The 25,808-nt window shown below is 63.9% G+C and carries 25 protein-coding genes; 16 read left to right on the top strand and 9 right to left on the bottom strand.

Going from position 1 to position 25,808, the window contains the following annotated elements:
• From AC16HO_RS09455 to AC16HO_RS09445, 3 genes are all read left to right on the top strand, one after another.
• The coding region (locus AC16HO_RS09455; RefSeq protein WP_484335398.1) for a TrbG/VirB9 family P-type conjugative transfer protein at positions 1 to 436 on the top strand (436 nt) is incomplete at its 5' end.
• Positions 437 to 438: 2 nt separating this feature from the next.
• Positions 439 to 1,704, top strand: a complete 1,266-nt coding sequence (locus AC16HO_RS09450; RefSeq protein WP_484335397.1) for a TraB/TrbI/VirB10 family type IV secretion system protein — start codon at positions 439 to 441, stop codon at positions 1,702 to 1,704.
• Positions 1,701 to 1,919 carry a DUF2274 domain-containing protein gene (locus AC16HO_RS09445; protein ID WP_484335396.1) on the top strand — a complete coding sequence of 73 codons (219 nt, stop codon included), beginning with the start codon at positions 1,701 to 1,703 and terminating at the stop codon, positions 1,917 to 1,919. The genes AC16HO_RS09450 and AC16HO_RS09445 overlap by 4 nt, the downstream gene beginning before the upstream one ends.
• Positions 1,920 to 2,008: 89 nt before the next feature.
• Here AC16HO_RS09445 and AC16HO_RS09440 read toward each other — a convergent pair whose 3' ends face one another.
• Together AC16HO_RS09440 and AC16HO_RS09435 are read right to left on the bottom strand one after the other, a co-directional pair.
• Positions 2,009 to 2,884, bottom strand: a complete 876-nt coding sequence (locus AC16HO_RS09440; protein WP_484335395.1) for a nucleotidyl transferase AbiEii/AbiGii toxin family protein — start codon at positions 2,882 to 2,884, stop codon at positions 2,009 to 2,011.
• Complete coding sequence (locus AC16HO_RS09435) at positions 2,881 to 3,486, bottom strand: type IV toxin-antitoxin system AbiEi family antitoxin domain-containing protein (protein ID WP_484335394.1); 606 nt, start codon at positions 3,484 to 3,486, stop codon at positions 2,881 to 2,883. The genes AC16HO_RS09440 and AC16HO_RS09435 overlap by 4 nt, the downstream gene beginning before the upstream one ends.
• Before the next feature lie 410 nt (positions 3,487 to 3,896).
• On the opposite strand from AC16HO_RS09435, the gene rimP reads away from it, so the two are divergent.
• The 6 genes from rimP (at position 3,897) to truB (ending at position 11,287) form a co-directional block, all read left to right on the top strand.
• The gene (rimP, locus tag AC16HO_RS09430; RefSeq protein ID WP_395642816.1) at positions 3,897 to 4,406 is read left to right on the top strand and encodes a ribosome maturation factor RimP; all 510 of its coding nucleotides are present in this window, start codon (positions 3,897 to 3,899) and stop codon (positions 4,404 to 4,406) included.
• Between the two features lie 134 nt (positions 4,407 to 4,540).
• The gene (gene nusA, locus AC16HO_RS09425) at positions 4,541 to 6,034 is read left to right on the top strand and encodes a transcription termination factor NusA (RefSeq protein ID WP_395642815.1); all 1,494 of its coding nucleotides are present in this window, start codon (positions 4,541 to 4,543) and stop codon (positions 6,032 to 6,034) included.
• 149 nt (positions 6,035 to 6,183) lie between these two features.
• Positions 6,184 to 8,820 (top strand): translation initiation factor IF-2, encoded by a 2,637-nt coding sequence (gene infB, locus AC16HO_RS09420; protein WP_395642814.1) that lies wholly within the window; start codon positions 6,184 to 6,186, stop codon positions 8,818 to 8,820.
• Between the two features lie 105 nt (positions 8,821 to 8,925).
• Positions 8,926 to 10,011, top strand: coding sequence for an alpha/beta hydrolase (locus AC16HO_RS09415; RefSeq protein ID WP_395642813.1), 1,086 nt, complete (start codon positions 8,926 to 8,928; stop codon positions 10,009 to 10,011).
• A gap of 2 nt (positions 10,012 to 10,013) precedes the next feature.
• Positions 10,014 to 10,358: a 30S ribosome-binding factor RbfA gene (gene rbfA, locus AC16HO_RS09410; RefSeq protein WP_395642812.1), complete on the top strand. Its 345-nt coding sequence runs from the start codon at positions 10,014 to 10,016 to the stop codon at positions 10,356 to 10,358.
• Entirely contained in the window at positions 10,355 to 11,287 is a 933-nt protein-coding gene (truB, locus tag AC16HO_RS09405) for a tRNA pseudouridine(55) synthase TruB (protein WP_395642811.1), read from the top strand. Before rbfA ends, truB begins: the two co-directional genes overlap by 4 nt.
• Before the next feature lie 45 nt (positions 11,288 to 11,332).
• Here truB and AC16HO_RS09400 read toward each other — a convergent pair whose 3' ends face one another.
• Positions 11,333 to 11,557 (bottom strand): hypothetical protein, encoded by a 225-nt coding sequence (locus AC16HO_RS09400; RefSeq protein ID WP_395642810.1) that lies wholly within the window; start codon positions 11,555 to 11,557, stop codon positions 11,333 to 11,335.
• Here AC16HO_RS09400 and rpsO point away from each other — a divergent pair.
• The 6 genes from rpsO (at position 11,556) to AC16HO_RS09370 (ending at position 18,254) form a co-directional block, all read left to right on the top strand.
• Positions 11,556 to 11,825: a 30S ribosomal protein S15 gene (rpsO, locus tag AC16HO_RS09395; RefSeq protein WP_395642809.1), complete on the top strand. Its 270-nt coding sequence runs from the start codon at positions 11,556 to 11,558 to the stop codon at positions 11,823 to 11,825. The genes AC16HO_RS09400 and rpsO overlap by 2 nt on opposite strands.
• A gap of 215 nt (positions 11,826 to 12,040) precedes the next feature.
• Complete coding sequence (pnp, locus tag AC16HO_RS09390; RefSeq protein WP_395642808.1) at positions 12,041 to 14,143, top strand: polyribonucleotide nucleotidyltransferase; 2,103 nt, start codon at positions 12,041 to 12,043, stop codon at positions 14,141 to 14,143.
• 143 nt (positions 14,144 to 14,286) lie between these two features.
• Positions 14,287 to 15,756, top strand: a complete 1,470-nt coding sequence (phaE, locus tag AC16HO_RS09385) for a class III poly(R)-hydroxyalkanoic acid synthase subunit PhaE (protein ID WP_395642807.1) — start codon at positions 14,287 to 14,289, stop codon at positions 15,754 to 15,756.
• 111 nt (positions 15,757 to 15,867) lie between these two features.
• Positions 15,868 to 16,932: a class III poly(R)-hydroxyalkanoic acid synthase subunit PhaC gene (locus tag AC16HO_RS09380; RefSeq protein ID WP_395642806.1), complete on the top strand. Its 1,065-nt coding sequence runs from the start codon at positions 15,868 to 15,870 to the stop codon at positions 16,930 to 16,932.
• Positions 16,933 to 17,075: 143 nt separating this feature from the next.
• Complete coding sequence (locus AC16HO_RS09375; RefSeq protein WP_395642805.1) at positions 17,076 to 17,663, top strand: DUF488 domain-containing protein; 588 nt, start codon at positions 17,076 to 17,078, stop codon at positions 17,661 to 17,663.
• Positions 17,664 to 17,666: 3 nt separating this feature from the next.
• The gene (locus AC16HO_RS09370) at positions 17,667 to 18,254 is read left to right on the top strand and encodes a uracil-DNA glycosylase family protein (protein WP_395642804.1); all 588 of its coding nucleotides are present in this window, start codon (positions 17,667 to 17,669) and stop codon (positions 18,252 to 18,254) included.
• Here AC16HO_RS09370 and AC16HO_RS09365 read toward each other — a convergent pair whose 3' ends face one another.
• From AC16HO_RS09365 to AC16HO_RS09350, 4 genes are all read right to left on the bottom strand, one after another.
• On the bottom strand, positions 18,255 to 18,470 hold the full coding sequence (locus tag AC16HO_RS09365) for a hypervirulence associated TUDOR domain-containing protein (protein ID WP_395642803.1): 216 nt from the start codon (positions 18,468 to 18,470) through the stop codon (positions 18,255 to 18,257).
• Positions 18,471 to 18,526: 56 nt separating this feature from the next.
• Positions 18,527 to 18,946 (bottom strand): hypothetical protein, encoded by a 420-nt coding sequence (locus AC16HO_RS09360; RefSeq protein WP_395642802.1) that lies wholly within the window; start codon positions 18,944 to 18,946, stop codon positions 18,527 to 18,529.
• Positions 18,947 to 19,052: 106 nt separating this feature from the next.
• The gene (locus AC16HO_RS09355; RefSeq protein WP_395642801.1) at positions 19,053 to 19,235 is read right to left on the bottom strand and encodes an anti-sigma factor family protein; all 183 of its coding nucleotides are present in this window, start codon (positions 19,233 to 19,235) and stop codon (positions 19,053 to 19,055) included.
• Between the two features lie 7 nt (positions 19,236 to 19,242).
• Positions 19,243 to 20,580, bottom strand: a complete 1,338-nt coding sequence (locus tag AC16HO_RS09350) for a sigma-70 family RNA polymerase sigma factor (protein WP_395642800.1) — start codon at positions 20,578 to 20,580, stop codon at positions 19,243 to 19,245.
• Between the two features lie 290 nt (positions 20,581 to 20,870).
• On the opposite strand from AC16HO_RS09350, the gene AC16HO_RS09345 reads away from it, so the two are divergent.
• Positions 20,871 to 21,215: a lipid-A-disaccharide synthase N-terminal domain-containing protein gene (locus AC16HO_RS09345; protein ID WP_395642799.1), complete on the top strand. Its 345-nt coding sequence runs from the start codon at positions 20,871 to 20,873 to the stop codon at positions 21,213 to 21,215.
• A gap of 67 nt (positions 21,216 to 21,282) precedes the next feature.
• Here AC16HO_RS09345 and AC16HO_RS09340 read toward each other — a convergent pair whose 3' ends face one another.
• A complete protein-coding gene (locus AC16HO_RS09340; RefSeq protein WP_484335393.1) occupies positions 21,283 to 22,995 on the bottom strand; it encodes a hypothetical protein in 1,713 nt (570 codons plus the stop codon).
• An 85-nt stretch (positions 22,996 to 23,080) separates the two neighbouring features.
• Positions 23,081 to 25,777 (bottom strand): methionine synthase, encoded by a 2,697-nt coding sequence (gene metH, locus AC16HO_RS09335; RefSeq protein WP_395642797.1) that lies wholly within the window; start codon positions 25,775 to 25,777, stop codon positions 23,081 to 23,083.
• Positions 25,778 to 25,808: the final 31 nt, after the last annotated feature.

Genomic DNA, 25,808 nt, shown 5'->3' with positions numbered 1-25,808 from the left:
TCTGATCGAACTGACGTCGACCGAGAAAGCGTGGATGGCCTCGGTGTCGTGGGACTATCCGAAGGACAAGATGCTGGCCTTGCAGCGCCAAGCCCTGGCGGCGCAAGCGACGGCGCCGGTCGATACTGGCCTGTCGCTGGAGAAGATTCGCTTCCGCTATTCGGTCAACGGCAGCAATGCGCCGTGGAAGCCGCTGCGTGCCTTCGACGATGGCGAGAAGATTTATATCCAGTTCCCGGCGGGCATCGCGCAAGGTGAGTTGCCGCCGCTGTTCGTGATCGGTGCACAGGGCGACGGACAACTGGTGAACTATCGATTCCGTGCGCCGTACTACATCGTGGATCGACTGTTCGGCGCGGCTGAACTGCGCCTCGGCGGCGACAAGGGCGACGTGGTGCGCATCGAGCGCACGGACGGCGTGTCGAAGGGGAACTGACCATGAGCGATATCCCCATCGCTGATACCGCAGCGAAGGTCGCACCGGAGACGGTGGCTTTGCGAGCACAGCCGCGTTCGGTGATGCGATTGAACCGTCGCATACTGGCGCTGCTGATCGGCGGTCTCGGCATCGCGGTGTTGGGTGCCACACTTTGGTCGTTGCAACCCTCGAAGCGGCGCGCGGGAAACGAGCCGACCGAGCTGTACAACGTCGATCGCGTCTCGCGTTCCGAAGGGCTCAATCAGCTTCCTGCCGACTACTCCAAGCTGCCGGCGAAAGTGCCGGAACTCGGGCCACCGTTACCGGGCGATCTCGGCCCGGCGATCGTGCATTCGCAGCAGCCGGTGACGCCTGCCTATACACCGCCGGGCCAAGACCCGGCCGCTGCCGAGCGCGATGCGTTGCGCAAGGAAGCGGAAGCCGCGGCGGGTTCGTCGGTGTTCTTCCGTTCGAGCAATCCGCGGAACAACGCCGCACCTGCGCAGGCAGTCGCTGCCGCTCCGGCGTCCAGCTTGGTTGGCTTCGATCCGCTCGCGGCGGTGCCTGCTTCCACGGCAGCGCATCCTGCCGATGCGACCGCTGCGCAGAATCGCCAAGATCAGAAAGAGGCATTCCAGAAAGCCGGGGCTGCGGAAACTCGCAATTCCGGAAATTTGCAGATGCCGACTTCGCCGTATCAGGTCATGGCTGGAACGGTGATCGCGGGCGCGCTGGTGACAGGCATCCAATCCGATTTGCCGGGCGACGTGATCGCCACCGTGACGGAGCCGATCTATGACACGGCGACTGGAAAGTTTTTGCTGATCCCGCAGGGCTCACGCATTTTCGGCAAATACAACAGCCAGGTCAGTTACGGGCAGAGTAGGGTGCAGGTCGTTTGGAACCGCATTATCTTGCCGGACACGTCATCGCTTGTGCTGGACAACCTGGCCGGCGCCGACCCGGCCGGCTACGCTGGGTTGGAGGATGGCGTCGATTGGCATTGGGATCGTGTCTTCGCTGGCGCGGCACTGACGACGTTGCTGGGTGTCGGTGCCGAGTTGGCGGCACCGCAGAACCGGAACGGCAATCAGGTCGTCGTTGCAGGACGCGATAGTCTGCAGGACAGTGCGAATCAGGTCGGACAAGAAATGACACGGCGCAATCTCAACATCCAGCCGACACTGACCGAACGGCCGGGCTTGCCGGTGCGCATCATCGTCAATCGCGACTTGGTGCTTCGGCCCTATCAACCCATGTTCTTCAACCGAGGGATATCGCAATGAACACGACGCGCAAGCTGCGGTTGGGGCCAATGCCGAAGATCGAGAACATCAGGCTGACGTTTTCGTGCCCGGCGAGTTTGAAAGTGGAACTTGATCGTTATGCAATGCTGCATGCACAAACTTACGGCGAGGCTGTCGATGCGGCGACGTTGATTCCGCACATGCTGGAAGCGTTCATGGCGCGCGACCGAGCGTTCAAGAGAGGAAAGGCATGACGCATTTTGCCAAACTGCGTTTGCATTCGGACGGCCAAACTAGCAACACGCAGCCCGATGTATTTGTTTTCGATTCTGGCCTTCAACTGCTAACTGTGCGCCGCCGCTTTGAGTAATGGGGAGGCGAAATCCGCGACGCGCATGCCGAGTTGTGCAGCACTCTCCGGAGTGACGGCAAGCCTTGCTCTGCGCGCAAATGCTCTTACCTGCGCTTCGCGGCCGGGTTGTCGCCAGAATTCCGGCGTCAGTCCGATGGGGATTTCCTTCGGGATCGGCGTGCCGCGTCGCTCGAACGTGCGGCGCACGGCTTCAATCAACGTCGGGCGATCAAAATTATTCGTGCGGGCAAGATAGTCGATGTCGAAGAAGTCCTTGATCCGGCTGTTTCGGATTCCGAGCGAGACCATCGCTTCCAGCTTCTCGGCAATGACCGTCTCTGGTCGATACGCTTTGAGATGAGGCGCCGGATCGCCCAGGGCGACTGGATACGCCATTTCCTCGGCTTGCGGCCATAGTGCGTCGCCAAAGCCAATGTCGATCTGCAGCCGTTCGTGAATCGTGCCTAGCCGCGCATCGAACATCGCGCGCACGCCGGCATATTCTTCCTCGGCGCGAATCGCTTCGACGCCGATCGTGGTCGCGTCGAAGAAGACGGCATCGTCCTCCACTGCGGTGGCGCATACGATGGCAATATCCTTGGCGACGGCATCCGGTGCATTGTTTCCGCGTGACAGAAGATCGAGATCGGTTGTGGCTCGATACGGTTGATCGGCCCATAGCCGCAGCAACATGGCGCCCTTGAGCACGAAGCGATCGTGCAGTTCCGAACGGCTGAGCCGATAGAGAAAACGTTCGAACAGATAGTTGCGCAGCGTGATCTGGAAGTCTTCTTCCTTTTCTCGTGCCAGATTGAGCAGCCGCGCTCGCACCGATGCGGCGCGATCCTTGAGTTCCTTTGTCGTCATTCGACGGCTTCCAGATAGGGGCGCATGACGTTGCTCACGCGGCAGATTTTGGCGAAATGCCACAGCTCGTCGCTGCCGCGCCGGTGTTGCTTGAGATAGTCTCGCAGCGCCTCGACGGCGACTTCTACGCCGATCTTGTTGCGGTACTTGAAGCAATCGGCGACTGTCTTGGCGGCGGAGTAGATGCGTACCGGAACGCCGTCGATCTTGTGCATCTCCACGCCTTGATTGAGTGCCGTGCCGGAGAAGTAGACCGTTCGCACCGGGAACGGCGTGTTGCGCGGCTTCCAGGCATGCACATTGAGGGCGATCCACACTTCCGGCGGCGACTGCGTCGTCAGGCCGTGATAGCGAAGCGCCGTAAGCAGGCAAATGGTTCCGCAGGGAACAACCTTGGCAACCTCGGCGAGAGTCCTGTGTGACGAAATTTTGGCGTCAGGAACGGCATACAGTCCCCGTGCAACCCTCAGCAGTTCCCCTCGATTCGCCAGCCGCTGTGCATATTCCCGGCGTAGGCCGAGCCGCACGAGATCGCGAGGACGCGCCACGCCGAGCCGCTTCACGGCGGCAAGGGCTTTCTTTTTCTGGCTGGCGGCTTCCATTTAGATAGTCTCTATATCTAGGTATTTATAATTATATACCTAGCTATTGATATCTGCCAGCGAGCATCCGCCAAGGTTTTGAGATTGCGCGGGTTGCGGAGAATCCGTGCTTGCCCTAGAATTTCCTACTTGCTGGTGGCGGCAATGGGATTTGGGTACTTGCAAGATAGTGTCCTGATCCTGCCCCCGCTACCAAATTCTGAATGCCCGGCTTGTCCGGGCATTCGCTTCGCAGGATGCGGATCGCCGGTTTCTGGATCAAAACGGCGGACTATGGAATGGGCCTTCGGCCCATTTTTTGTTTCTGAAATCAGGTATTCGAAGACATTTCGTCGGGTCGCGATTTTTTCGAGAAGTGCAGGCAGGAGCCCGCTGTTTGATTCTCGCGATCACGGACGAGCGCAAAAACCATGAGAAACGAGGAACTGACCAATCTGCTGGCGCCCGCGATCGCCGACATGGGGCTGGAATGCCTCGGCGTCGAGTACAGCCCTTCGCATGGCAATTCGCTGGTGCGCGTGTACATCGATGCCGCCGACAGACCGGTCACCGTCGACGACTGCGAGCTGGTCAGCCGTCAGGTGTCGGCGTTGTTCGACGTGAATGATCCGATCACGGGGCGCTATACGCTCGAAGTGTCCTCGCCCGGACTCGATCGCCCGCTGTATACGCCGACGCAGTTTGCGCGTTTCGTCGGCGAGCAGGTGAAAATCGAGCTGAGCCTGCCGTTCAACGGCCGGCGCCGCTTCCTGGGACCGATCCTCGCGGTCGAGGGCGAGACGATCAAGGTCGAGCAGGATGGTGCCGCGGTGGACATCCCGCACGGCAACGTGCAGAAAGCCAAACTCGTGCCGCGATTCGACGAGCCGATGAAGCCGGGAAAAGGCGGCAAAGTGGAAAAAGGTAAAACCAGGAAATAGGTAGAACTGCAGAATTCGGCCCGCGGCGGTCTTCACCCCCCCTTGAGTCAAGGGGCGGTCGCAGCCCGGATTGTGGTGGTACGTGCGCAAGTCGAAGTCCCGACGATGGGGCCTTCTCGAACAAAGGTGTGACGATGAGTAAAGAAATGTTGTTGGTGGCCGATGCGGTCGCGAACGAAAAAGGCGTTGAACGAGACGTGATCTTCCATGCGCTCGAGGCGGCACTCGCCTCCGCTGCGAAGAAGCGTTATCCGGACGAAGACGTCGCCGCGCGCGTGGCGATCGATCGCCACAGCGGCGAGTACGAGACGTTCCGCCGCTGGGAGGTCGTCGCGGACGACGTGGTCATGGAGTCGCCCGATCGCCAGTTGCGCCTGATGGACGCAATCGACGTCAAACCGGACGCACAGGTCGGCGATTTCATCGAGGAAAAGATCGACAATCCCGACTTTGGCCGCATCTCCGCGCAGGCCGCCAAGCAGGTCATCGTGCAGCATGTGCGCGAAGCCGAGCGTGCGCTCGTGGTCGCGGCGTTCAAGGATCGTGTCGGCGAACTCGTCACCGGCGTGGTCAAGCGCGTCGAACGCGGCAGCATCTATCTCGACCTCGGCGGCAATGCCGAAGCCTACATCGCGCGCGACAAGGCGATTCCGCGCGAAGCGGTGCGCGCGGGCGACCGCGTGCGCGGCTATCTTTACGAGGTGCGCGCCGAGCAGCGCGGCCCGCAGTTGTTCGTCTCGCGCACCGCGCCGGAATTCATGATCGAGCTGTTCAAGCTCGAAGTGCCCGAAGTCGGCCAGGGGCTGGTCGAGATCAAGGCCGCGGCACGCGACGCGGGCGACCGCGCCAAGATCGCAGTGCTCGCGCACGATCATCGCACCGACCCGATCGGCGCCTGCATCGGCATGCGTGGATCGCGCGTGCAGGCGGTGTCGAACGAACTCAACGGCGAGCGTATCGACATCGTCCTGTGGAACGAAAACCACGCGCAGTTCGTGATCAACGCGATGGCGCCGGCCGAGGTGCAGTCGATCATCGTCGACGAGGACAAGCACTCGATGGACATTGCCGTCGCCGAGGACAAGCTCTCGCAGGCGATCGGCCGCGGCGGCCAGAACGTGCGCCTCGCCTCCAAGCTTTCGGGCTGGCAGCTCAATGTGATGACCCAGGACCAGGTCGCGGCCAAGTCCGAGGCCGAACAGACCGCGGCACGCGAGCTGTTCCAGCAAAAGCTCGAGGTCGATGCGGAAATCGCCGCGATCCTCGTCCAGGAAGGTTTCAGCACGGTCGAGGAAATCGCCTACGTGCCGACCGCGGAACTGCTCGGCATCGAAGGCTTCGACGAGGACATCGTCGAGGAGTTGCGCGCGCGTGCGCGCGATGCGCTGCTCACCGACGCGCTCGCGGTCGAGGAAGACATCGACGAGCACAAACCGGCGGACGATCTTCTCGCGGTGACGGGCATGGACGAGGCGACCGCATTCACGCTCGCCCAGCACAAGGTCGTCACGCGCCAGGATCTGGCCGATCTGGCGACCGACGAGCTGGTCGAGTTCGCCATCGACGGTGTCGACGAAAAGCGCGCGTCGGCGCTGATCATGGCGGCAAGACAGGCTGAGGCGGCGTAGCCGGCGCCGGGCAGAGAACGAATCAGGTGTGCGTATGAACACTTGAAAACACGCGAGTCGTCGTCGCGCGGAAGCGTGGATGGCGACGCAGAAACAGAAGGCGGTGCGCGAGTCACGACTGCGCATCGCTGCGAGGAGAAGCAGGAATCATGTCGGACGTAACGATCAAACAACTCGCCGGTGTACTCGGCATGAGCGTGGACAAGCTGCTCACCCAGCTTGACGGCGCCGGCATGAAATTTTCGAGTCCCGACCAGGTCGTCTCGAGCACCGAAAAGGTCAAGCTGCTCGGCTTCCTGCGCCGCACACACGGCAAAGGCGAGAGCTCCGGCGGCAGCGAGGACAGCGCGCCGCGCCAGGTCACGCTCAAGCGCCGCACGGTCAGCGAACTGACGGTCAATCAGGGCGCGACGCGAGGCAAGACGGTCAATGTCGAAGTGCGACAGAAGCGCACCTACGTCAAGCGCAGCGAGATTCCCGACGAACAGAAGCCCGACGCGGAGCGCGAAGATGCGCTGAAAAAGCTCGCCGAATCGCAGCTCAAGCGCGAGACCGAGGAAATCACGCGCCAGGACCAGGAGCGCCGCCGCCTCGAGGAAGAGGCCAAGCTGCGCGCCGCCGAGGAAGCGCGCGCGCGCGCCGAAGCCGAGGCGCGCGAAGCGCAGGCCAAGCTGGCCGCAGAACAGGCCGGCAACGCCGCGGCGACGGTGGAGAAACAGCCCGAACGCGCGGCAAAATCCGAAACCGCGGCGCCGGCGCGCAAGCCGGCCGAGGCTCCGCGTCCGCGTCCCGCGCGCGCCAATGGCGAGGCTGAGGGGGCCGCGCATGCCGCCAATCGGCACAAGAAGCATGGTTCGCATCGCATGCCCAGCGAGGGAGACGGCGCGCCGCGCTATTTCGGTGCCGAACTGCACCTCTCCGACGAGGGGCACGCGCGTCGCGGCGCGATCAAGCGCAAGCCGCGCCGCCAGGTCGAGCAGGTGCGCTCGCCGTCGGGCGGCCCGCATGGTTTTTCACGTCCGACCGCGCCGGTGACGCGCGACATCCCGATCGGCGAATCGATCCTCGTCTCCGACCTTGCCCAGAAGATGGCGGTCAAGGGCGCAGACGTAGTGAAGGCGCTGTTCAAGATGGGCGTGATGGCGACGATCAACCAGCCGATCGATCACGACACCGCGGTGCTCGTCGTCGAGGAACTCGGCCACAAGGCCACGCGCCTCGAGGAGCACGACGCCGAGACCACGCTTGCCAGAGTGGAGATCGTCGGCGACAGAGAGCCGCGTCCGCCCGTGGTCACGATCATGGGCCACGTCGATCACGGCAAGACTTCGTTGCTCGATTACATCCGTCGCACCAAGGTCGCCTCCGGCGAAGCCGGCGGCATCACCCAGCACATCGGTGCATACCACGTGAAGACCGATCGCGGCGTGATCTCGTTCCTCGACACGCCGGGCCATGCCGCGTTCAGCGCGATGCGCGCGCGCGGTGCGAAGCTGACCGACATTGTCGTTCTCGTCGTCGCCGCCGACGATGGCGTGATGCCGCAGACGATCGAGGCGATCAATCATGCACGCGCCGCGAAGGTGCCGCTGATTGTCGCGATGAACAAGATGGACAAGCCGGAAGCGAATCCGGATCAGGTCAAGCAGGGTCTCGTGCAGCACGAGGTCGTGCCGGAAGAGTGGGGTGGCGACGTGCAGATCGTGCCGGTGTCGGCCAAGACCGGCGACGGCGTCGACAACCTGCTCGAAGCGATCCTGCTGCAGGCCGAGGTCATGGAACTGACCGCGGTGAAGGACGGCCTGGGCTCCGGTGTCGTCGTCGAATCCAGTCTCGACAAGGGCCGTGGCCCGGTCGCGACCGTGCTCGTCCAGCAGGGTACGCTGAAGAAGGGCGATTTCATCGTTTGCGGCGTCGAGTACGGCCGTGTGCGCGCGCTGTTCAACGAAGGCGGCCAGCAGGTCGATTCGGCCGGCCCGTCGATTCCGGTGCAGTTGCTCGGCCTCTCCGGCGTTCCCGATGCGGGCGACGACTTCATCGTCGTCCAGGACGAACGTCTGGCCAAGGACGTCGCGCTCGAGCGCCAGCACAAGCGCCGCGACGCGCGCCTGCTCAAGCAGGCCGGCAATCGCATGGAAGACATCATGGCGCAGATGGGCCAGGGCGAGGGCCAGCAGACGCTGAACCTCGTGGTCAAGGCCGACGTGCAAGGCTCGGCCGAAGCGCTGCGCGACGCGTTGACCAAGATCGGCAATGACAAGATCAAGGTGCACGTGATCGGCTCGGGCGTCGGCGGCATCACCGAATCCGATGCTACGCTGGCCGCCGCATCGAAGGCCGTGATCATCGGCTTCAACGTGCGTGCCGATGCCTCCGCGCGCAAGATCATCGAGGCGAACGGTCTGGATCTGCGCTATTTCTCGATCATCTACGACGTGATCGACCAGGTGAAGCAGGTGGCTTCCGGCTTGCTCGGCAACGAGATCCGCGAGGAGATCATCGGCGTGGCGCAGGTGCGCGATGTGTTCCGCTCGTCCAAGTTCGGCGCGATCGCCGGTTGCATGGTCATCGAGGGCACGGTCAAGCGCAACAAGCCGATCCGCGTGTTGCGCGACAATACCGTGATCTTCCAGGGCGAGCTCGAATCGCTGCGCCGCTTCAAGGAGAGCGTCGAGGAAGTGCGCAACGGCATGGAGTGCGGCATTGGCGTCAAACAGTACAACGACGTCAAGCCGGGCGACCAGATCGAATGCTTCGAGCGCATCGAAGTGGCAAGGACGCTGTAAGGATCGGGGTTCGGAAGGGCGGAAGCTCCTTGCCCGTCATTCCCGCCTTCGCGGGAATGACGGCGTTGGAAATCCGCCGCGTCAGGGCAACGTCGCGGGGCAATCATGATTTTTCGGCGACTCAAACTACCGCTGCTGTTCGGCATCACGCTTGCCGCTTCCGTGCAGGCACAGGAATCTCTCCCCCAAATCGACGCCACCGGCACAGTCTCCGCGCCTGCCGCGCGCTTTCCGTTCTCGGTTTTCGCATCGAAGGAAGCGCTCGCGCGTTTCGGCGAGATATTCAAGGAAGGAAAGGCCGCGCCGCCGCTGGGTCAGGACATCCAGGCCAGCCGCACCTTTTACGACAAGATCAACAGTGATCGCGCCGAGCGCATGAAGAAGCTCTACCCGGTCGAGATCGCAGCGCGGAAATTCGGCGGGGTCGCCGCGGAAGTGGTGACGCCAAAAGGCGGCGTCGCACCGCGCAATGCGCAACGCGTGCTGATCAACCTGCACGGCGACGCCTTTCTCTGGGGCGCGGGCTCGGGCGGCATGGTCGAGGCGATCCCGATTGCGAGCGTCGGCAAGATCAAGGTCGTCACGGTTGACTACCGCCAGGGTCCCGAGCACGCGTTCCCGGCTGCGAGCGAGGACGTGGAAAAGGTATACCGGGAATTGTTGAAGACGCATCGGGCCCAGGACATCGGCATCTACGGCTGTTCGGCCGGCGGCGCACTGACCGCGGAAGCGACCGCATGGCTGCAGACCAGAAACCTGCCCGTGCCGGGTGCGATCGGCATCTTCTGCGCCGGCGTGGTCGATTTCAACGGCGATTCGGCGTATACGGCGCATCTTCTGATGGGCGAAACGGTGCCCGTGCGGTTCTTTCCGCTGACGAGGCTGCCGTATTTCAAAGGCGCCGATCCGGCGAGTCCGCTGGTGTTGCCGGGCGTGTCCTCGAGCGTGCTCGCGAAATTTCCGCCGACCCTGCTCGTTTCCGGCTCGCGCGATTTCACGATGAGCGCGACGCTGCGCAGCAACGAGCTGCTGACCGAGGCCGGCGTGAAAACCGAACTGCATGTCTGGGAAGGCATGTGGCATTCGTTCTTCTCCGATCCGGAGCTGCCGGAATCGAAGGCGATGTATGCCGTTGTGGCGCATTTCTTTGATCGTGAACTTGGCGGTGCCGGCGCGGACCGGAAGCATTGAGCATGGCCACCCGTTCCTTCAACCGTGCCGACCGCCTTTCCGCCGAACTTCGCCGCCTGCTCGGCACGATGGTGCACCAGGCCGTGCGCGACAACGCGCTGCCGTCGATGAGCGTGTCCGACGTGGAGGTCACCAGGGATTTCGACGTCGCGACGATCTTCGTTACCGCCCTGCTGCCCGACACGGCGAAGGACGGCGTGAAAGCACTCAACGAACTCGCCAAGGAATTCCGTCGTGAGCTGTCGCGCACGATGAACATCCGCCGCGTGCCTGAACTGCGCTTTCGCTACGACGATTCGCTCGATCGCGGCGAACGTATCGAAGCTTTGCTGCGCGAGAAGCCGTGAAGCGGGAGTTTCGCGATGTTTCCGGCATTCTGTTGTTCGACAAACCGCCGGGGTTGAGTTCAAACCAGGCACTGCAAAAGGTGCGTCACCTGTTCCGCGCACAGAAGGCGGGCCATACCGGCAGCCTTGATCCGCTGGCGACGGGCCTTTTGCCGATCTGCTTCGGCGAAGCGACCAAGATTGCGGGCTACCTGCTCGGTGCGCGCAAGGCGTATATGGCGCGATGTCGGTTGGGCGCAACCACGACGACCGACGATGCGGAAGGCGAGGTCGTCGACGTTCGCCCGGTCCCGGCCTTCGATGAAACCACGATTCGATCCGTGCTGGCGACGCTGCGCGGGCGCATCGTGCAGATTCCTCCGGCGTATTCCGCGATCAAGCAGGGCGGCGTGCCGTTGTACAAGCGCGCGCGCCGCGGTGAGGAGGTCGATGTTCCCGCGCGCGAGGTCGAGGTCTTCGCATTTGATCTGCTCGCGTGCGCAGGCGATGTGCTCGAACTGCACGTCGAATGCGGCTCCGGCACCTACGTGCGCAGCCTCGTGCGCGATCTCGGCGCAAAGCTTGGCTGCGGTGCGCACCTGACCGCGTTGCGTCGCGAATGGGTGGAACCATTCAGGCAGCCGGCGATGCGGACTCTGGCACAACTCGAACACATCCACGGCGAGCGGGGACCGGCCGGCCTCGATGAACTGCTGCTGCCGCTCGGACAAGGCCTGGCGGCCTTGCCGGCGTTGAGCCTGTCCCCGCCGCAGGCGATCGCGTTGCGTCAGGGCAAGCGACTGGAGCGCACTGGCATGGAGGCTGCGCCGCTGTGCCGGGCGCTCGATGGACAGGGAAATCTGGTGGCCCTGGTCGAAATCGGCATCGACGGTGGAGCGCGCGTGCTGCGTGGCTTCAACGCCGCGGCTACTGGGCAGGTCATCGAGTGAGGATTGTTTTGTAATTGGTTGATTATTAAATAATTTCCAATAGATCTATTCGTCGGGATCCGTGCCGCCGTCCGGTTCGCTGCCCTGCACGAAGTTTTCGGCGGCGCGCCACCCCACGTCGGCGCAAAAAACGGTTACAATGAGTGGCTTCGTTCCGTTGTAGCGAAGCATTTTTTTCATCCATCGAAACCGATCCACTAACGCGGGCCGCGCTGACCCACAAGACGTCAGCTGATCCGCGCCGGACGCTTCATCAAAGGCAAACATCATGTCTCTCTCCGTCGAACAGACCAGCAAGGTCATTGCAGAATACCGCCGTGCGCCGAACGATACCGGCTCTCCCGAAGTGCAGGTCGCGCTGCTTTCCGCGCGCATCGAGCACCTCTCCAAGCATTTCGCCGACCACGACAAGGACCACCATTCGCGTCGCGGCCTGCTCAAGATGGTCAATCAGCGCCGCAGTCTTCTGGCTTACCTCAAGAAGTCCGATGCGGAGCGCTACAAGACGCTGATCGAGCGTCTTGGTCTGCGCCGCTAAGCAACATCACCCGTCATCCCGGCGCATGCCGGGATGATCCATTTTCAGGGCTCGAAAACCAGTACAGCATTCCCTCCCGCTCGCGCGGGATTGTGAAGGCAGGATGCCGAAGCGAACATTCGCGCAGCGAATGGCTCCGGGGCGAGCCGCAGGACGCGGCGCATTGACGAGCAAAAGGGGTCTTGCGACCTCGCAAACGATTCAAGGAATCCAACGTGGCAAAAGTAACCAAGTCGTTCCAGTACGGAAATCAGACGGTCACGCTCGAGACGGGCGAAATCGCCCGCCAGGCGTCCGGTGCGGTGATGGTGTCGATGGGCGGTACCGTAGTGCTGGTCACCGCGGTCGCCGCGGCAAAGGCGAAGGAGGGGCAGGATTTCTTCCCGCTCACCGTCGACTATGTCGAGAAGTTCTACTCCGCCGGCCGCATTCCGGGCGGTTTCTTCAAGCGTGAAGGCCGCCCGACCGAGAAGGAGACGCTGACCAGCCGCCTCATCGATCGTCCGGTGCGTCCGTTGTTCCCGGAAGAGTACAAGAACGAAGTGCAGGTCATCGCTCAGGTTGTTTCGCTCAACCCGGAAATCGACGGCGACATTCCGGCGATGATCGGCGCTTCCGCCGCGCTGTCGCTGGCCGGCATCCCGTTCAAGGGTCCGATCGGCGCCGCGCGCGTCGGCTACGCGAACGGCCAGTATCTGCTCAACCCCACCGCGACGGAACTGAAAACCTCCGATCTCGACCTCGTCGTCGCCGGCACCTCGAACGCCGTGCTGATGGTCGAATCCGAAGCCAAGCTGCTCAGCGAAGACGTCATGCTCGGCGCGGTCGTATTCGGCCACAAGGCGATGCAGGTCGTGATCAACGCGATCAATGAGCTGACGGTCGAGGCCGGCACCAAGCCGTCGGCATGGACCGCCCCGGCGAAGAACGACGCCGCGATCGGCGCGCTCAAGGAAGCGGTCGGCAATCAGCTCGGCAAGGCGTTCCAGATTCGCGACAAGCTGCAGCGCCGCGACGCGATCGCCGCGATCAAGCAGGACGTGTTGACCGGCCTCGCCGGCCGCATCGAGGCGGAGAAGTGGGACAAGGCCGAACTCGCCAAGGAATTCGGTGAACTCGAATACCGCACGCTGCGCGACTCCGTGCTCGCGAGCAAGGTGCGCATCGACGGGCGCAAGCTCGACGACATCCGTCCGATCACGGTGCGCGTCGGCGTACTGCCGCGCACCCACGGCTCGGCGCTGTTCACGCGCGGCGAGACGCAAGCGCTGGTCGTCGTCACGCTCGGCACCGCGCGCGACGCGCAGATCATCGACGCGCCGGAAGGGGAGTCGAAGGATCCGTTCCTGTTCCACTACAACTTCCCGCCGTTCTCGGTCGGTGAAGCCGGCCGCTTCGGCGCGCCGAAGCGCCGCGAGATCGGCCACGGCCGCCTTGCCAAGCGCGGCGTGCAGGCGGTCAAGCCGACGATGGAGGCCTTCCCGTACGTGGTGCGCGTGGTCTCGGAGATCACCGAGTCGAACGGCTCCTCGTCGATGGCCTCGGTCTGCGGCTCCTCGCTTGCGATGATGGACGCGGGCGTGCCGCTCAGGTCGCCGGTCGCGGGTATCGCGATGGGCCTGGTCAAGGAGGGCGACAACTTTGTCGTGCTGTCGGACATCCTCGGCGACGAGGATCACCTCGGCGACATGGATTTCAAGGTCGCCGGTTCCGCCGACGGCATCAGTGCGCTGCAGATGGACATCAAGATCGACGGTATCACCGAGGAGATCATGAAGGTCGCGCTCGCGCAGGCCAAGCAAGGGCGTCTGCACATCCTCGGCGAAATGGGCAAGGTGATCACGACCTCGCGCACCGAGATGAGCGAATTCGCGCCGCGCCTGATGACGATGAAGATCCACCCCGACAAGATCCGCGAAGTCATCGGCAAGGGCGGCAGCGTGATCCGCGGCATCACCGAAGAGACTGGCGCCACGATCGACATCAGCGACGACGGCACGATCGTCATCGCTTCGGTCAACCGCGAAGCGGCCGACGCGGCCAAGGCGCGCATCGAGCAGATCGTCTCCGACGTCGAGCCGGGCCGCATCTACGAGGGCAAGGTCGCCAAGCTCATGGACTTCGGCGCGTTCGTCACCATCCTGCCGGGCAAGGACGGCCTCGTCCACGTCTCGCAGATTTCCAACGAGCGCGTCGAGAAGGTTTCCGACAAGCTCAAGGAGGGCGACATCGTCAAGGTCAAGGTGCTCGAAGTCGACAAGCAGGGCCGCATCCGCCTGTCGATGAAGGCGGTGAATGAAGAAGCCGGTGTGGCGTAATTCGCCCCTCGTTCCAGCGACAACAAAAAACGCGCCTCGGCGCGTTTTTTGTTGGCCGAGAAGCAGCCTTGTCGCACCTCGTTCGCGTAGTGCGATCGCGGCAAACGCGTGCTAGCATCGAAAACGAATCTGGAGACACAGGCATGAGCGAAAACAAGAGCATGAATGATTGGCTGAAGGACTGGGATGCGTTGCAGCGCCAGTATTTCAACGCCTGGTCCGATCTCGCGCAGAAGGCGCCGTTTGCGCTGCCGCCGGGTGCGGCGCCGTTCGCCGGGGCGAATCCGTTCTCCGGCGCCAATCCGTTCGCCGCGGGCGTTGCGAATCCGTTCGCCGTGCCGCCGACGGCCGGCTTTGCCGGGTTCGCCCCGTTCAATCCTTTCGCTGGTGCGGCGCCGGCGCCACAATCGCCATGGCACGAGGGCCTGGAGCAATGGTCGCGTCTGTTCGCCGACGCGGGCAAGCAGAGCGAAACGGCCGAACGTCTGACCGAAAGTGCGAAGGCCTATGTTGCGATGATGCAATCGCTGTTCGCAAGCTCGGTGCCGGGCGACGGCGTGGCGCATCCCGCGCAGGTGTGGATCGACGCGGCACGCAGTGGCTTCGCCGGCACCGGGACGTCGGGCATTCCCGGCTTCGATCCGGCGGCGAATCCGTTCGCGAAGGCCTTGCGCGAGGTGGCCGGCAAGGGCGCCCAGGGGTTCGCCGAACTGCCTTCCGCGTTCGCGCCATACATCGAGCAGATGCGCAAGCAGGGCCTGTCGTGGCTGCAGATGCCGGCGTTCGGTCTCGCGCGCGAACACCAGGAGCACTATCAGCGCACCGCGCTTGCCTTGGTCGAATACCAGCAGGCGCTGCGCGAGTACAACCGTCTGATGCTCAAGGCGGCCCAACGCGGCAACGAATTGTTCGAGCACAAGCTCGCCGAACGCGGCGAGCCGGGACGCGCGATCGACTCGCTCAAGGCGCTGTACGACCTCTGGGTCGACGCGATGGAGGACGCCTATGCCGAGGTCGCGCTGTCGGAAGAATTCAGCAAGGCCTACGGCGAACTTGCCAATGCACAGATGCGCGTGCGCAAGCAGATCCAGGCCGAGGTCGAGCGCGTCGGTCGCGAGCTTGGCATGCCTACACGCGGCGAACTCGACAGCCTCGGCAAGCGTGTCCACGACCTGCGCCGCGAAGTGCGCGACGGTGGTGTGCGTGCCGATGGCGGCATCGAGGTCGAAGTCGACGCCCTGCGCAGCGAAGTTGCCGCGTTGAGGAAGTCGTTGGCACAGGCAAACTCGAAGCATTCCGCTGCCGCGGCGAAACCGGTCGAGGCTGCGATCACGGCAGCGAAACCCGCGCCGTCCGCAGTGAAACCGCGGCCCGCGGCGAAGCCGGTCCGGCGTCGTGCCGCGGCGGTGAAGTCGCGCGCACCCGCAGCGGTGGTGCGCCCGCGTCCGGCCGATGAAACGGCGGGCAAACCGACGGCGAGCTCGTTCGCCGATGCGGTTGCGGCGATGCAGCGACGCGTCAAGCGCAAGCCGAAGTTGCGCGCCGCCGCGGCGCGCGTGGCGAAGCCGAGCAAGGGCGGCAAGGAAAACGAGAAACGGAGCAAGCAGAAGTAACCTGGCTGGTCGTTCCGGCGATAGCTGGAATCCAGCCTTGATCTTTGACGCCGATGAAAAGCTGGATGCCAGCTTTCGCTGGCATGACGAATCGTTGCGAGGTACGACTCCATGAACCCCATCCGCATCGCGCCGCAGAAGGCGTACGAGGAAGCTTCGAGGTTTCAGCAGAAAATCGCGGCCGGCATGCAGGTGCTGCGCACCCTTGACGACGTGCACTACGGCGCGACCGACAAGGAAGAAATCTACCGCGAGGACAAGCTCGTTCTGTACCGCTTCAAGGGGCCGCACAAACCGACCGCGAAGGTGCCGATCCTGATCAGCTACGCGCTGGTCAACCGGCCGTACATGGTCGACCTGCAGGATGATCGATCCCTGGTCAAGAATCTGCTTGCACGCGGCGAGGACGTCTATCTCATCGACTGGGGCTATCCCGACGCCTCGGACAAACACCTGACTCTCGACGACTACATCAACGGCTACATCCGCCGCTGTGTCGACGTGGTGGCGAAGCGCCACAAGCTCGCCAGGATCAACCTGCTCGGCATCTGCCAGGGCGGCGCGTTCAGTCTGTGCTTCGCTTCGATCTATCCCGAGAAGGTCCAGAACCTGATCACGATGGTGACGCCGGTCGATTTTCAGACCCGCGACAACATGCTCTCGAACTGGGTGCAGCATCTCGACGTCGACCTGTTCGTCGATACGCTCGGCAACGTGCCGGCCGACCTGATGAACTACTGCTATCTGATGCTCAAACCGGTGCGCCTGAACCAGCAGAAGTACATCGGCCTCGTCGACATTCTCGACGACAAGGCCGAGCTGGAAAATTTCCTGCGCATGGAAAAATGGATTTTCGACAGCCCCGACCAGGCTGGCGCCGCGTTCCGCCAGTTCATCAAGGATTTCTACCAGGGCAACAAGTTGGTCAACGGCGGCCTGAAGATCGGTGACAAGTCGGTGGATCTGAAGAATCTCGATGTACCCGTGCTCAACATCTTCGCCGAGCAGGATCACCTCGTGCCGCCCGACGCCTCGCGCGCGCTGCGTGGGCGCATCGGCTCGGACGATTACACCGAGCTCGCGTTCAAGGGCGGACACATCGGCATCTACGTTTCCGGCCGCGCGCAGCGCGAGGTACCGACGGCGATCCACGAATGGTTGGCGGCGCGCACCTGAGGATGCGCCGGCAACGGTGATGGAGCCGTCACGCGAGCGCGAGGTTGTCGGTCGTTTTGCGCCGATGACGACGTTGCCCGGCGCCGCATCGAATGGTTGCGCAAACCGATGTCGTGCAACCGCAGCGTCGGACCGCCACGTCGATGAATGACAAGCTTCCACCACCGCGGCAGGCGCGCTGGGCAGTCGGCACGGTGTTCACGGTCGGGCATTCGACATTGCCGATCGCGCGTTTCATCGCGCTGCTGCGGGTCTACGCCATCGAACGGCTGGTGGACATACGCACGGTGCCGGGATCGCGCCGCAACCCCCAATTCAACGGCGACGCGTTGGCCGCGAGTCTCGCGGCGGAGCAAATCGATTATGTGCATATGCGCGCGTTGGGCGGCCTGCGCCGGCCGCGCAAGGATTCACCGAATGGTGCCTGGCGCAACGCCGGTTTCCATGGCTACGCCGACTACATGCAGACGCCGGAATTCGGCGCCGCGCTCGACGAACTCGTTCGCCTGAGCCGCGAGCGCCGTGTCGTGATCATGTGCGCCGAGGCCGTGCCCTGGCGCTGCCATCGCTCGCTCGTGGCCGATGCGCTGGTCGTGCGCGGCATCGCGGTGATCGAGATATTGTCGGAAAGCAACTATCGCCATCACGAACTCACCTCGTTCGCGCGAGTCGAAGGTGTCCGCATCAGCTACCCGCCGCCTGCGGACCCGTCGCTTTCCTTGCCATTGTGAGAGATGCAAACGCCGCTTTCGAAGTTGCTCAAGGACATCCGCGCGTGTACGCATTGCGCGGCGAGCCTGCCTTGCGGACCGCGGCCGGTACTGCAGGCGCATGCGTCCGCCCGGCTGCTGATCGTGGGCCAGGCGCCTGGAAGGAAGGTGCACGAAACCGGCATTCCCTGGGACGATGCATCGGGGGACACGCTGCGTGACTGGCTCGGCCTGACGCCGGCGCAATTCTACGACGCGAGCAAGGTAGCCATCATGCCGATGGGATTCTGCTATCCGGGGCGTGGCCGCTCCGGCGACCTGCCGCCGCGGCCGCAATGCGCGCCGCGCTGGCACGAGAAACTGAATGCGCGGATGCCCGGGATCGCGTTGACCTTGCTCGTGGGCAGGTACGCGCAGGTCCACTATTTGGCGGATCGTCGCAAGACGACGCTTGGCGATACGGTCAAGGCATGGAAAAACTATTTTCCGTCAGGCCATCTGCCGCTGCCGCATCCTTCTCCGCGCAACCGACCGTGGTGCGTGCGCAATCCCTGGTTCGAGCAGGAACTGGTGCCGGAACTCCGCGCCCTCGTCCGATCGCTTGAGCTTTAGTCAGCGATCGAGTTTGGTCAGCGCTGGCCCCTTGTGCATGGCGACGTGATCCGTGCGGTCACTCTTGATCTCGTACTGGGGTTTGTCCGGGCCGGCATGGTGGATATGGCCCTTGTAGTTCACGTCCTGCGTGTGCACCTTGACGATCCGGCCGCTGACGCGACCGGCTTCGGAATTCCAGGCGACATGGTCGCCGACCTTGAAGTGCTCGCCCATGACTTCCGCCGGTCCGGCTCGCCAGGCCGCGATATCGCGTCGCGGCGAGGGCAGCGCTACCTTTTTCCGCTTCGCGCAGCGCGGGGCGAAGCGGGCGACGGCGCGGCCGCGGCGCCGGCTTTGGGTTTCGCACCGCTCTTGGTCGCCGAGCTTTGCTCGAAGATGTTCGTGTAGAACAATTCGGTTGCCTTGAGCGCCATCTCGATCGTCTGCTTCTGCGAGGCGTTGCTGGTGGCAACGGATTCGCGCATCAAGTCGAACAACTCCGACCACAACTGACGCAAGCTGGCTATGTCCTTGACGTGGGAGGTCTGGGTCATCAAACGCGTCATCGCGTCGACGTGGAATTGCACAGTGCGGATCGTGAGATCGAAGGCCTGGTCGCTGCCTTCGAGGCCGAGCTTCGCGGCCTGTTGCAGGCGGTCGCTGGCTTCGCGACCGAGGAAATACAGCTGGCCCGGATTGAATTGCAGCATATGCCCTCCTGATGGTTCTCGTATTTCGTCCGATCTGGGGTCTGCGTGCCAAGAATACAACCTTCGGCACGAACAGCCCTTGTGCGCCGCGAAAAAAAGTGCCGGATCAGTCGCGTTCGCGCCAGGATTGCAACGCCAACCGCATCGCCTCGAACTGGCGCGCGACCCGCATGCACGCATCGCAGGCGAACAGATGCAGGCGCAAGCGCAGGCGCATGCGCCACGGCAACGAGTGTTCCATCTGCTGCGAGAGGAGGCGCGAGGCCTGTAGGCAGGTGATGCGGAACATCGGATGCCTAGCCAGTCTGCGCACGGCCGAAACCCACGTTTTCAAGACAAGTACGCAGCATCATGCGCGCCCGGTACAGTTGCACCCACACGTTGGACGGCGTGATCTGCAAATCCTTACACAGCTCGTCGGTGTCGCTGCCGAGCACTTCGCGCAGCACGAACAGCTGGCCGGTGCGCCTGGGCAGCTTGTCGACGCAGCGTTGCACGGCGACGAGGAAGGCATCCTGCTGTGCCAGTTCGGCTGGATTGCCGGCATCCATAGGCTGCCTGGCGTAGTGGCCACTCGCGTCGAACAGGCGATCGAACTCGTGCTCGGCGTTTTCGCCGGCTTCCGGCAACGGTTCCTCGCGCCATTGCTTGCGCACGAGATCGATGATGTGGTTCTTGAGGATCGCGGTGAGCCAGGTGCGCAGCGACGAGCGTCCGGCGAAGCTCGCGCGGCGCTCGTAGGCTTGGGTCAACACGTCGGAAACCGCGTCCTCGGCCAGGTGCTCGTCGCGCAGTTCCAGACGCGCGACCTTGAGCAGGTAAGTTCGATGCGCGGCCAGCGTCTCGAAATCGATGACGACGGCGGAGGAAGCAGCAGCAGCGGAATCGCCGGTTTCCATGCGGTATTGCGGCCGGGACAGATTGCGCATTATGCCATCGGTGCGGCCTTGTCGTTGCGCGTCGCTGGCGTCCGTCCGTACTTCCGCTGCGATCGTGGCTATGGTTTCCGGCGCGTACGGCATCGATTCGGGGGCATCGTCCTGCCAGCACCAATGCCAGGGCTCGTAGGCCATGGCGTGCGCATTGCCACGTGGATAGCTCAGCCTGAAGTGGTGGAACTTCGCGTTCCGCAAGAGCCAGGCGAACGCGGGCGAGCGCTCGAATTCTTCCTCGACCGGAGCGTAGCCCGGCGTCGTGATGTCGACCGCGCGTCCGCTGTGGTGCTCGCTGTAGCCGGGCGCCGCGCTGACCCGCAGAACCTCGGCCATCGTCTGCCCGTGCGCGAGTTTGCCACGCACGATCGCCAGCTGCGCTTCGACGCTGCGGAACGTGGACACGGCACGCAGATCGATGCCGTCGCCTGCCGCCGCGGCGCGCATGCGCGCCCACGCGCGCGCGGCTGCCGGTGTCAGTCGTTGCTCATAGCCCAGGGCGTCGCGACCGCCGATGCCGACGAGCCGTTGCGGTTCGCGCACGTCGGCAAGGCCGCGCGCACTGGCGTAGTCGCGCGGGATGCCCAGGCGGAAGGCGGCTTCGACCAGCACTTCCGCGCCCGGCCGTGGCGGCGTCAACGCTACGGCCGGCCGCGCGGCCATCAAGATGAGGGCGGTGAAAACGCCGGGGAATCGCAGCATGTCCAGTCGTCCGTACTTCATCGATCCGTAGGTGCTTTCAGGCGCGGCGGGCCGGATGCGCCATGCGGAAGATCCGGCGCAATGCGGCGGCCTCGATCAGGAAAGCGCAATTCCGGCGGAAACGGCTCACGCATGCGAATGCGCGCGTGTGGCGCGGGGTCGGGATCGCGACTCGGGGGTGATGCGAGCGCAGGCTGGCAAGCCGGGTGAGGCCCCGGGGCAAAGTTTTCAGGCTATGTGCCGAAGCGCTTGCTAAACTCCGCGCCCCTTCATTTCATCCGGCCCGCCTCATGGACCAGATTCTGTTCCACCTGAATTTCTTCCACCTGTTCAAGGTAGCCGTAACCGGCTGGAAGCTGGTCGGCTTTCTCGGCACGGCGCTGTTCACCGCACGTTGGTTCGTGCAGTTCTACGCGACCAAGAAACTGAAGCGCGTCACCGTGCCGATGATGTTCTGGTATCTCTCGGTGACCGGCAGCGTGCTGACGCTCGCCTACTTCATCTGGGGCAAGAATGATTCGGTCGGCATCATCCAGACGGCGTTCCCGATGTTCGTGTCGTTCTACAACGTGTATGCGCACCTGCGCCATCGCGACCTGAGCACGGGCGAGCACGAGGAGCCGCGCGGTTCTTGACTCTTGCCTTCCCGCTGGAACGCGAAATTGAAACGCAGCCGTCCGCGACCGGAATTTTCACGAAAACTCAGAAGGCCGACGCGGTCAGGGCGATGTCGGCATCTTTCCATGCCTGCTTGAAACGCTGCCCGATCGCGGCGGCGTCCTTTGTCTTGCGCTGTGCCTCGAGCGACCGGGCGAGGCCGTACAGCGCCCAGCCGTTTTCCGGATGGCGTCGTAAATCGTCGCGATAAACCTGTTCGGCTTCCTTTGCGTTGTGGTCGCGCAGCAGTTCCGCCCCGAGCAGGTGGCGCACCGGGACGAACCAGTCCGCGGGCTCGTCGTAGTCGAGCCGATCCTCTTTTGCGACCGCCTCGCGCAGCGCGGCGATGGCTTCGCCGCGGCGGCCTTGCGCGGCGGCGATGCGTGCCGTTGCAACCGCGGCCGCGACGGCGATCAGGTCGCCGGCCTTGTTGAGCCCGGCCGGCGCGTCGGCGGGCGTAGCCGCGGCGATGGCGTCGAGTTCGTTCTTCTCCGCGATCGCGGCATCGACCCGGTCCGTCGCTGCGAACGCCACGCTGCGCGCGTAACGATACGCGGCCGACAGGCCGAGCAGTTTCGGATCGGGCGCGGGTACGGCGAGGATGTCCTGCCAGCGGCCGAAGCGTTCCATCACGAAAAATGGCTCGGCCGCGTACCAGTCAAGGCCGGCACCCATGTGCAGCGATTCGTCGGTGAGCCGCGAGGTCATCTCGCGCATGGCCTGCAGCGCCGCGGTCGAGCGGCCGCGCATCGCCTCCGAGTAGCCGAGGAACTGGTAGTTGTGGGTGAAATACATGCCGCTGTAGTACATCCATCCCGGCGGCCTCGCCTTGTCGACGTAGGCGGCATCGGCCTTCGCGCCGTCGATGTTCGCCGTGCTGGCGTCGGCGTAGCGTCCGACGCGCTGGTAGATGTGCGACGGCATGTGCACGATGTGGCCCGCGCCCGGCATGAGCGCGGCGAGCCGGTCGGCGGCGGCCAGGCCTTTCTCGGGATGCGGCGAGGCCTCGACGGCGTGGATGTAGTAGTGGTTTGCGCCGGGGTGGGTCGGGTTGCGCGCGAGCACGCCTTCCAGCGTCGCGACGATCTCGTCGGTGCCCGGAGCGGCCTTGCCCTCGTTACTCCACAATTTCCACGGATTCGCCGTCATCAGCGCCTCGGCGAAGAACACCTGCACGTCGTCATCGGCCGGATACTGTTCGGCGGCCTCGCGCATCGCGCTCGCGTAGGCGTCGTTGAAAGGCTGCATTTTTTCGGGCGGTACCGGAATCGCGCTCGCGTAGCGCTTGCCCAGCGCGCCGATCAAAGCCTGCTCGACGGGCGTCGCGTGCGCGGCCTGCTTCTGCGCGGACTCGACGGCGTTCCAGAGCGCCTGCCAGCGCTGTTCCATCGCCGGCATGTTGTAGTTCGGACCCAGCGCTTCGGCCGCGCCCCAGTAACAGATCGCGCAGGCCGGATCGAGTTCGATGGCGCGGGCGAACGCGCGCGCGGCCTCGTCGTGGTTGAAGCCGTAGATCAGGTTCAGGCCCTGGTCGAAATACGCCTGCGCCTCGGGCGAGTTCGTCGTAACCTTGCGCGAGTAGGCGCCGAGTCCGTCCAGAGGCTGCGCGCCCCGGGCCCATTGCACGAGTGCCGGGGCGGGCGCGGCCATTCCCGCGTGTTCCGTGTGCGCGTCGGACTTCTGTTGCGAAGTGGATGCGCACGCGAACAAAGCGCACGAGCCGAGTGCCGCGACAAAGCGACGATGGATCGTATTCATGACTTCTCCCCAAGTCGTGATCGATGCGCGGAGCTTACACTTTTCCGCGTACGCGAAAAATCGGATGCGGAAAAGACGGCAGCGACTACTCGGGGTCGTAGTCGAGGTTCGGCGCGAGCCAGCGTTCGGCTTCGGCGAGCGTCCAGCCCTTGCGCCGGGCATAGTCCTCGACCTGCTCCCGGGTCACGCGACCGAGCACGAAGTACTGGCTGCCGGGGTGACTGAAATACCAGCCGGACACGGCGGCGGTCGGGTACATCGCGAAGCTTTCGGTGAGTTCGATGCCGGCGGATCTGGTCGCTTCGAGCAGGGCGAACAGCGTACCTTTCTCGGTGTGGTCGGGACAGGCCGGGTAGCCGGGGGCGGGGCGGATGCCGCGGTACTTCTCGGCGATCAACTCGTCGTTGCCCAGCGTCTCGGCGGCCGCGTAGCCCCAGAACTCCTTGCGCACGCGCTCGTGCAGGCGCTCGGCGAACGCCTCGGCGAGGCGGTCGGCGAGCGCCTTGAGCAGGATCGAGGAATAGTCGTCGAAGGTTCTGGCGAACTCGGCGAGTTTGTCCTCGATGCCGGTGCCGGCGGTGACGGCGAAGCCGCCGATCCAGTCCTGCTTGCCGGACTGCTCCGGCGCAATGAAATCGGCGAGACAGAAATCGGGCCGGCCGGGCGGCTTGTCCGCCTGCTGGCGCAGGAAATGAAGCCGGGACCCGGACCCCGCGTCCTGCAAAATCTCGACATCGTCGCCGATGCGTGTCGCCGGCCAGAAGCCGATCACCGCGCTGGCCGTGAGCCATTTTTCGGCGACGATCTGCTTCAGCATTTTTTGCGCGTCATCGAACAGTTCGCGCGCATGCTTGCCGACGACGGCGTCGTCGAAAATCTGCGGGTAGTGCCCGGCGAGTTCCCAGGTATTGAAGAACGGCGACCAGTCGATGCGTTCGACCAATTCGGCGAGTGGATAATCGGCGAACACGGTGATGCCGGGCTTGTTCGGCGTGGGCGGCGTGTAGTTGTCCCAGCCGCCGTCGAACGCCTGGCCGCGCGCGTGGTCGAGCGAAACCAGACGCTTGGCCGGGCCGCGGTCCTTGTGGCGCTCGCGGATGTCGGCGTATTCGGCGCGAATCTTCGCCATGAAATCGCCGACGAGATCCCTCGAGATCAGCGACTGCGCCACGCCGACCGCACGCGAGGCGTCTTTGACCCACACGGTCGGCGACTTGTAGTGCGGTTCGATCTTCAGCGCCGTGTGCGCGCGCGAGGTCGTCGCGCCGCCGATCAACAATGGCACGTGGAAGTCCTGGCGCTGCATTTCCTTGGCGACGTGGCTCATCTCCTCGAGCGAGGGCGTGATCAGGCCCGACAGGCCGATCATGTCGGCGTTTTCGGCGCGGGCCACGTCGAGGATCTTCTGCGCCGGCACCATCACGCCGAGATCGATCACCTCGAAGTTGTTGCAGCGGAGCACGACGCCGACGATGTTCTTGCCGATGTCGTGCACGTCGCCCTTGACCGTGGCCATGACGATCTTGCCGTTCGACTTGCCCGCATCGCCCGTGCGCGCTTTCTCGGCCTCGATGAAGGGCAGCAGGTAGGCCACGGCCTTCTTCATCACGCGCGCGGATTTCACCACCTGCGGCAGGAACATCTTGCCCGCGCCGAACAGATCGCCGACCACGTTCATGCCGTCCATCAGCGGGCCTTCGATCACGTCGAGCGGGCGCGTCGATTGCAGGCGCGCTTCCTCGGTGTCGCCTTCGACGAATTCGTCGATGCCGTGAACCAGCGCGTGCGACAGGCGCTCGCGCACGTCCTTCTCGCGCCAGGCCAGTTTTTCCTTGTTGCCGGCGCCTTGCTCGCCCGTGCCCTTCTTGTACTTCTCGGCGATTTCCAGCAGGCGCTCGGTCGCATCCTCGCGCCGATTGAGCACGACGTCTTCGACCCGTTCGCGCAGCTCCGGATCGAGATCGTCGTAGATCGGCAGCGCGCCGGCGTTGACGATGCCCATGTCCATGCCTGCCGCGATCGCGTGGTAGAGGAACACGCTGTGGATCGCGCCGCGCACGGTCTCGTTGCCGCGGAACGAGAACGACACGTTCGACACGCCGCCGGAGACGTGGCAGTGCGGCAGCGTCGCCTTGATCTCGCGCGTGGCCTCGATGAAGTCGACCGCGTAGTTGTTGTGTTCCTCGATGCCGGTGGCGATGGCGAAGATGTTCGGGTCGAAAATGATGTCTTCGGGCGGGAAGCCGACCTGTTCGACAAGAATCCTGTACGCGCGCGCGCAGATCTCGACCTTGCGCGCCCTGGTGTCGGCCTGGCCGGTTTCGTCGAAGGCCATGACGACCACGGCGGCGCCATAGGCGAGCACCTTGCGCGCGTGTTCGAGGAAGATTTCCTCGCCTTCCTTGAGCGAGATCGAATTGACCACGCCCTTGCCCTGCAGGCAGCGCAGCCCCGATTCGATCACCGTCCATTTCGACGAGTCGACCATCACCGGCACGCGCGCGATGTCGGGCTCGGCCGCGATCAGGTTGAGGAATCTCTCCATCGCCTTTTCGGAATCGATCAGGCCCTCGTCCATGTTGACGTCGATGATCTGCGCGCCGTTCTCGACCTGCTGGCGTGCGACTTCGACTGCCTCGGCGTAGCGGTCTTCCTTGATCAATTTCTTGAACGCGGCCGAGCCGGTGACGTTGGTGCGCTCGCCGACGTTGACGAACAGCAGGTCCGGCGTGATGACGAAGGGTTCGAGGCCGGAGAGACGGGTGTATCGAGGTTGGGTCATTGTTGTGCTTTGCTCTTGCTTGTCATTCCGG

It is taken from the genome of Rudaea sp. (assembly GCF_057139185.1).
Note: the sequence above shows the minus strand (reverse complement) of the source record. Positions and strands in the feature narration are given on the sequence as shown.